Source organism: Devosia psychrophila (assembly GCF_000971275.1).
Taxonomy (GTDB): domain Bacteria; phylum Pseudomonadota; class Alphaproteobacteria; order Rhizobiales; family Devosiaceae; genus Devosia; species Devosia psychrophila.
This window is the reverse complement of the sequence record NZ_LAPV01000125.1, coordinates 38,040-44,766: the sequence shown is the minus strand read 5'-3', so window position 1 is coordinate 44,766 and position 6,727 is coordinate 38,040. Positions and strand designations below refer to the sequence as shown.

Sequence of the window (6,727 nt, the reverse complement as noted above, 5' to 3'; positions counted from 1 at the left end):
CCTCCTCGAACCTATCGGCAATATCCCGCCAGCGGAAGCTGAGGCAAACTTCTACGCGGCACTGGAACAAACGGCCATGGCCGCATAACTTATACCAAACAGCCTCCGGAATTCCCGGCGCGGTTCAGGCCGACCCCGAGCACAAAGCTTAAGATGCAACCGACAAGGAACTGCCGGTCGCCAAGTGTCCGAAGATCGACGATCGGCTTCCTCGATGCCAGAGTGCGACGGGCAAAGCCATATGCACAGGCGGCCGTGACAGCCAGCAACCCAAGTACATACGACGACGCCCAGCCTTGATCAGGTGCCTCCTTGAGGCCAATTTGCAGGCTCGCAAGTGCGATGGCGAGCATGGTCAGCGACAACAAGTCGAGCGTACCACCGACCGCCGGAATAGGTCTCTCTTTGGGAAGAAATAGCAGAGCGGTGATGCCTGCGACTATGCCCGGGGCAACATTGATCAGGAATAGCCAATGCCAAGAAAACGCCTCGGTAATCCAACCACCTACGATCGGCCCAACAGTCGGCGCCAGGACTGCCAGCAATCCGGCTACTGTGGTTGCTCGACCTTGGCTGCCAGCAGGAAACAAGACGAATACCGCTGAAAATACAGATGGTATCAGCGTCCGCCGGCAAAGCCCTGCACCACCCGCCACAGCACCAAAGGCTCGAAACTGTTGCTGGACGCACAGCCGATTGAGGCGACGCAAAACAAGGTAATTGCGATCACGAACAGCCAGCGTGCTGTTAGCAAACGCGTGAGATAGCCCGTTAGCGGAATAGCAATGATTTTTGCTATCAGATAAACCGTCTGCAGCCAGCTCATACGATCAGGCTCTATGCCAACCGAGCCTTGTATCGCAGCGATAGAAGTTGCTACGACCTAAACATCGAGGATTGCCATGAACATACCGACGCACATGGCAATAAACCCAAGCCATGTTGTCGTTAACCGAAGCGTTTCCGTCTGAACTGGCATGTGAATATGCTCGTTTTAGTGGACCATCTGATGTGGACGAGGCGTGTAATATGTCCCGCAGTTGGCATTCGCAGTGTCGCTAACGCTGTGCAAGTGCGAGCAAACTGTGTCTGAGATACAAGGCGGCTAGAAGCTCAAATTTGTTCCCGCCCAGGTAAGTTGGCTAGCGACTACCGACAGGTCGGTTCAACCCGAAATCGCGAATAACAATCCGATGCCAGCTGTGAGCGCCATAGCCAACGCGCCCCATAACATCACGCGGAGGGTCGGCCGAAAGATACCGGCGCCACCTGTCCTTGCGCCTACCGCGCCCAACAATGCGAGAAACGCCAGAGAGGCCAGCGCGACTGCCTGGATCAGCCATGGTCGCGGCACCACAAGCACCATTACCAACGGCAAGGCTGCGCCCACCGAAAATGTCGCGGCAGAGGTGAATGCGGTCTGGATGGGCCGCGCAGTTGTCATTTCGGAAATGCCCAATTCGTCCCTGGCATGAGCTGAGAGCGCGTCCTTCTCCGTCAGCTGAACGGCCAGCTGCAGCGCCAGATCTGGGGTCAGGTCACGTCCCACTTAGATCGCCGCCAGTTCCTGCAGCTCGGCTTTGGGGTCGTACCGCAATTCCTGAGCTTCGCGTGCCAAGTCCGCAGCCTCTGTGTCGGATTGGGAGCTGACCGACACATATTCGCCCGCCGCCATGGACCTATGCCGGCGACCAGAATTTGCGATGGTGCTGCCGCAGCCGCTGCGACTCCGATGATCAGGCTTGCCGTGGAGACAATTCCATCATTGGCGCCCAAGACCGCAGCGCGTAGCCAGCCGATCCGGGTGATTTGATGCCGCTCGGCATGGGTGTAGGCTCGGATCACAGGGTCAGTCCCGGTGTTGGAGACAGCGTCAGGACAACCTCGAAACCATCTTTCTGGCCGGTTGCGGGTGAATGGAGAGCCATGGTTCCTCCGGTCTGCTCCATAATTGACCGGACGATCGACAGTCCCAGCCCCGATCCGGTGCTGGATGTTGGACCCCGACGAAAGGGCTGGCTGATGGTCTGCAGGATATTGCAGGGCACGATCGTCCCGGCATTGGCCACGCGCAGGACATTTGGCCTGTCGACGGTAACGGTGATCGGGTGATCGTCGGCCCCGTGCAGGAGCGCGTTCTGGACCAGGTTAGTGACAGCGATGGCAAAGGCGTCCACATTGATTGGCGCCTGGAGCGTTGCCCCTTTCGAGACGAGCAGGTGGACGCGCAGCCCCACCGCCGACCTGGCCCGGAAATCGCGAACTACCAGCTCCAGCGCCGGCATCAGATCGACGACTTGGTCGGTGCGCGCGAACCCGGACTCCAGCCGCGACAGCTGCAGCAGCTTTTCCGCCAGCTGGCCAAGGCTCTTCAGGGCCTGTTCGATGTCTTTGAGCCGTTCGTGGCCGGGCGCCTGGCCGAGTTCGAGCGCCAGCTGCTGCGTCTGGGCCAGGGCACCAGCGATTGGCGTCCGCAATTCGTGCGCGCTGCTGGCCGCAAAGCTGCGCTCGGCATCCATGGCCGTCTTCAAACGGCCAATCAGGCTGGCAACCGCCTGAGCAATGGGCGCCAGCTCGATAGGATGCCCCTCCGTGCTCAGCGGCGCGAGGTTCCGGCCGTCCCGCCTCTCGATATCGCGCCGCAGCCGCTCCACCGGGCGCATCGCCACTCGGATCGCCACCCAGATGGCCAAGGCGATTAGCGGCAACAGCCCCAGCAGCGGCCACGCCAGAGCGGCTATGCTTTCGAGCAGGGCCTTGTCGCGGTGGTCAGAGCTTTCGAGTATCACGATACCCAAGCCACTCCGCTCGTCGGTCGCGGCAAACAGCCGCTTACCGTCGATTTCGGAGAACCCATTCTGCAGCGTGACGGTAGCCAGTTCGGGTGGCGCATTATCGCCGCGCACAATCACCCGGCCATCGCGATCGCGAACAAAATAGGTGAAGTAGTTCTCATCGCCCGGCTGGTCGAGACCGGGTACCTGGTGCGTCTCATCCTGCTCCAATTCGCCTGCGTCATGGATGGCCAGCGGCAGGAGCCGGTAGGCGCTTTGCTGCAGGGTTTCGTCAAAGGCCTCGTTCAATTCGTGCCGCATGACGGTGGCGGAAATCGACGCCGCGCCGATCCACAGCAGGCCGGTCCCGATGGCGAGGCCAAGCGACAGTCGCAGCGCAATGGAAAAGCTTGCCATGCCTAGCTTGCGACCTGATAGCCGAGGCCGCGGGCCGTGCTGATGAACTCGCGGCCCAGCTTCTTGCGCAATCGGCTGACATAGACCTCTACGGCATTGCTTTCGACTTCGGCGCCGAAGGCATAAAGTGAATCTTCGATGTCGCCTTTGGTGACGATGGCGCCGCGATGGCTGAGCAGGCGCTCGAGCACGACCCATTCGCGGGCGGTCAGCACGACGGACTTGCCGCCGACCGTCGCAACCTTGCGTGCGATATCCACGGCTATCGTCCCGATGGTCACTACCGGAAGTGGGCTGGCAGACGAGCGACGCGCCACGGCCGCCACCCGAGCGCTCATCTCGCTGAGATCGAAAGGCTTGATCAGGTAGTCATCAGCACCCGAGTTCAGACCCTCGATCCGAATTGCCACCTGGTCCTGTGCCGTCGCTATGATGACAGGCACCGGATTGTGTGCTGCACGCAACTCGCGCAGCAGATCCAGCCCCCGCCCATCGGGCAGGTTCAAGTCAAGCAGAACCAGTTCGTAGCTCATGGTGGACAATGCCAGCCGGGCATCATCTAGACGCTGCATCCAGTCGACCCCATGCCCGTTCGAAGCGATGTGGTCGCGGATGGCGGCCCCGAGCACGTGGTCGTCCTCGATCAGTAATACCCGCATGACGGCCCCTCTTGTCGAACGACGTATTAGCCGCCGCAGCTGACGCCAAGCTGAACGCGATAGTGGTCTGAATTCAGGCTGCTGTCAGCTTGCTCTTGTTTATGGACCGCGTCGATAACCCGACTGGGATCCCGAGCATGAAGAAGATAGCTGCAGCCCTCGTTCTCGCCACCGCGCTGGCAATGCCAGGCCTCGCTTATGCCAAGGACCTGACCATTGAGGCGCAGATCGCCGCCTATCGCGGACCCAATACGTTCTTGGCGATTTATGTGACCAAGCCCGATGGAAGCTATGACTCGACGCTTTGGGTTGCCGGACAAAACCAGCGCTACTATCGCCATCTGCGCAACTGGGTACGTGGCATATCCAGCGTAGGAGGCAATATCGACGGCATTTCCGGGGCTAGCGTCGGTGCCGGACAGACGCTGACCGTCCACGCCAGCCTCGCGGACTCTATGATCGACGCCGGCTACCAGATCCACGTCGACAGTGCCGTCGAAAACGGCGGCGAATACGCCAACGACGTCGTCATGCCACTGGCCCAGGCCAGCTCCGGCGTCGTGGCTACCGGTACCGGCTATGTGCAAAGCCTCACCGTGAACTTCTAGCGTTCGGAGTTCGGGCCATGCTGCGTCGTATCCACTCCCTTCCCGGCCTCTTGGCGGGTCTGCTCGTGATGTTCATGGCTCTCAGCGGCGCCTTCCTGTCACTCCAGCCGGCGATTGCCCAGTGGCAGGTGGGTACTGCGGGGACGCAACTCGACGTGGCGGCATTGTCGGATGCGGTTGTGCACGGGCTCCCCGACGTTTCGCGGATCGTCAAGCAGGCCTCGGGCGCCGTCATCGCCTATGCCGATGGTGCGGCGGGACAGCTTGCGACGCGCATCGATCCCTCGTCGGGCGCCGCCTTGGGGCCTTATGAGACCTCGCCGGTCTTTGCCTTCATGACCGAAATGCATCGCTCGCTGTTGCTTGGCCAAGGCGGGCATGTCGTCGCCGGGCTTGCCGCCCTCTCCATGCTGGTGCTGTCGATTTCGGGTGGATTACTGCTCGTCAATCGCCTGGGCGGCTGGTCCCGGGTATTCGGTGCCGCCAAGGGCACCTTCCAGCAGCGCCTGCATGTCGACATCGGCCGCATCGTGCTGGTCGCGCTGCTGCTCAGCGCTTTCACCGGCGCCTATATGTCGCTCGTCAGCATCGGCCTTTTGTCAACCGGGCAGGACAGCTTCATCCCATTCCCCACAACTGCCGATGGCGGCGCTCCGGCGCCGATTTCGGGCCTCGCTGCGCTGCAGGCGCTGCCGTTGGCGCAACTGCGCGAACTGGTCTTCCCGGCACCCGGCGATCCCACCGACGTGTTTGCCATCACCACCAATGCCGGCCAAGGTTTCGTCGATCAGGCGAGCGGAGCCATGTTGGGATTCGTCCCCAATAGCTTCGGCCAGACTGTCTATGAAGCCTTTTACACACTGCATACCGGTCAGGGCATCGCGTGGCTCGGCCTGGTGCTGGGGCTGGCAGCGCTTGCCGTGCCGGTAATGAGCGTCAGCGGCGCGCTGATCTGGTGGTCGCGCCGACACAACCAGCCGCGGCTCAAGCACAATGTTGCGGGCGGCGCCGCTGACACCATCATTCTGGTCGGCAGCGAGGGCAATTCGACCTGGGGATTTGCCACGGTTCTGCACGATGCGCTGACCCTTGCCGGCCACCGCGTCCATACCGCGCCGATGAACAGCCTTGCCCGGCACTATGGCAAAGCCCGCCGCATGTTCGTGCTGACCGCGACCTATGGTGATGGTGCAGCGCCACAAAGCGCCAGCCGGTTCCTGTCGCGGCTGGAACGGTTCAAGCCGAGGCCGGATCTCGCTTTTGCCGTCCTGGGCTTTGGCGATCGCAGCTTCGCCCATTTCTGCCAGTTCGCAGACGAGGTCGGTGCAGCGCTCCTGGCCACGGGGATGGACCAAATTCAGTCATCATGCACGATCGACCGGCAGTCGTCGCAGTCCTTTGCGCAATGGGGCGTCGAAACCGGCACGCGGCTGGGCACAGTGCTGCATCTAGTTCACACGCCACGCCTGCCGCGGACGACCAGGCTCGAACTGATCGATCGCGACGACTACGGCGTCGAAGTCCAGGCACCGACCAGCGTCTTGCGCTTTGCCATGCCAGGGGCAAAGCGCACCGGCCTGGGCAAATTGCTCGGCCTTGGCAGCCGCCTGCCGCGTTTCGAGGTCGGCGATCTCGTCGGCATTGTCCCGCCAGGCAGCCCCATCCCGCGATACTATTCGCTAGCCAGCGCCAGTCGCGATGGTATGCTCGAGATTTGCGTGCGCAAGCAGACAGGCGGCCTGTGTTCGGAGTTTCTGCATGCTCTGACGCCGGGCGAGAACATCGACGCCTTCGTCAAATCCAACCCCGATTTCCGCCCCGGACGTGGCCGCTCGCCACTCATCATGATCGGCGCAGGCACGGGTATCGCGCCGCTGGCCGGCTTCATCCGTCACAATCGGCACCATCGTCCGGTCCACCTCTATTGGGGCGGACGGGATCCGCGATCCGATTTCCTCTACGCGGTCGACATGGCGCAATGTCTTGGCGATGCCCGGCTGGCGCGCTTCGAGCCCGCCTTTTCCCGGACGGTTGGTGGTCGATATGTGCAGCAGAGTCTGCGCGATGATGTAGACGCGATCCGCGACCTCGTTGCCCACGGCGCCCGCATCATGGTCTGCGGTGGCCGGGACATGGCCGGCGGCGTGCGCACCGCGCTCGACGATATCCTCGCTCCACTCGGAGAAAGCGCTCAAAGTCTTAAAAGCACGGGAAGGTATCTCGAAGATGTCTACTAGAGTCATGGATACATGGACCGATCCTGGGGTTA

4 protein-coding genes and 2 pseudogenes are annotated in these 6,727 nt (G+C 61.7%); 2 read left to right on the top strand and 4 right to left on the bottom strand.

Annotation, left to right across the window (positions count from 1 at the left end; genetic code table 11):
* Nucleotides 1-89: 89 nt before the first annotated feature.
* The 4 genes and pseudogenes from WH91_RS23430 to WH91_RS11665 form a co-directional block, all read right to left on the bottom strand.
* Nucleotides 90-826 (bottom strand): annotated as a pseudogene (locus WH91_RS23430) (MFS transporter).
* Between the two features lie 339 nt (nucleotides 827-1,165).
* Nucleotides 1,166-1,842, bottom strand: a pseudogene (locus tag WH91_RS11675) (VIT1/CCC1 transporter family protein).
* On the bottom strand, nucleotides 1,842-3,191 hold the full coding sequence (locus WH91_RS11670; RefSeq protein WP_046171191.1) for a sensor histidine kinase: 1,350 nt from the start codon (nucleotides 3,189-3,191) through the stop codon (nucleotides 1,842-1,844). Before WH91_RS11670 ends, WH91_RS11675 begins: the two are co-directional and overlap by 1 nt.
* Before the next feature lie 2 nt (nucleotides 3,192-3,193).
* On the bottom strand, nucleotides 3,194-3,850 hold the full coding sequence (locus WH91_RS11665; protein ID WP_046171190.1) for a response regulator transcription factor: 657 nt from the start codon (nucleotides 3,848-3,850) through the stop codon (nucleotides 3,194-3,196).
* A 137-nt stretch (nucleotides 3,851-3,987) separates the two neighbouring features.
* Here WH91_RS11665 and WH91_RS11660 point away from each other — a divergent pair, with 137 nt between their 5' ends.
* Together WH91_RS11660 and WH91_RS11655 are read left to right on the top strand one after the other, a co-directional pair.
* Entirely contained in the window at nucleotides 3,988-4,458 is a 471-nt protein-coding gene (locus tag WH91_RS11660) for a DUF2271 domain-containing protein (RefSeq protein WP_046171189.1), read from the top strand.
* 17 nt (nucleotides 4,459-4,475) lie between these two features.
* On the top strand, nucleotides 4,476-6,695 hold the full coding sequence (locus WH91_RS11655) for a PepSY domain-containing protein (RefSeq protein WP_046171188.1): 2,220 nt from the start codon (nucleotides 4,476-4,478) through the stop codon (nucleotides 6,693-6,695).
* Nucleotides 6,696-6,727 lie beyond the last annotated feature (32 nt).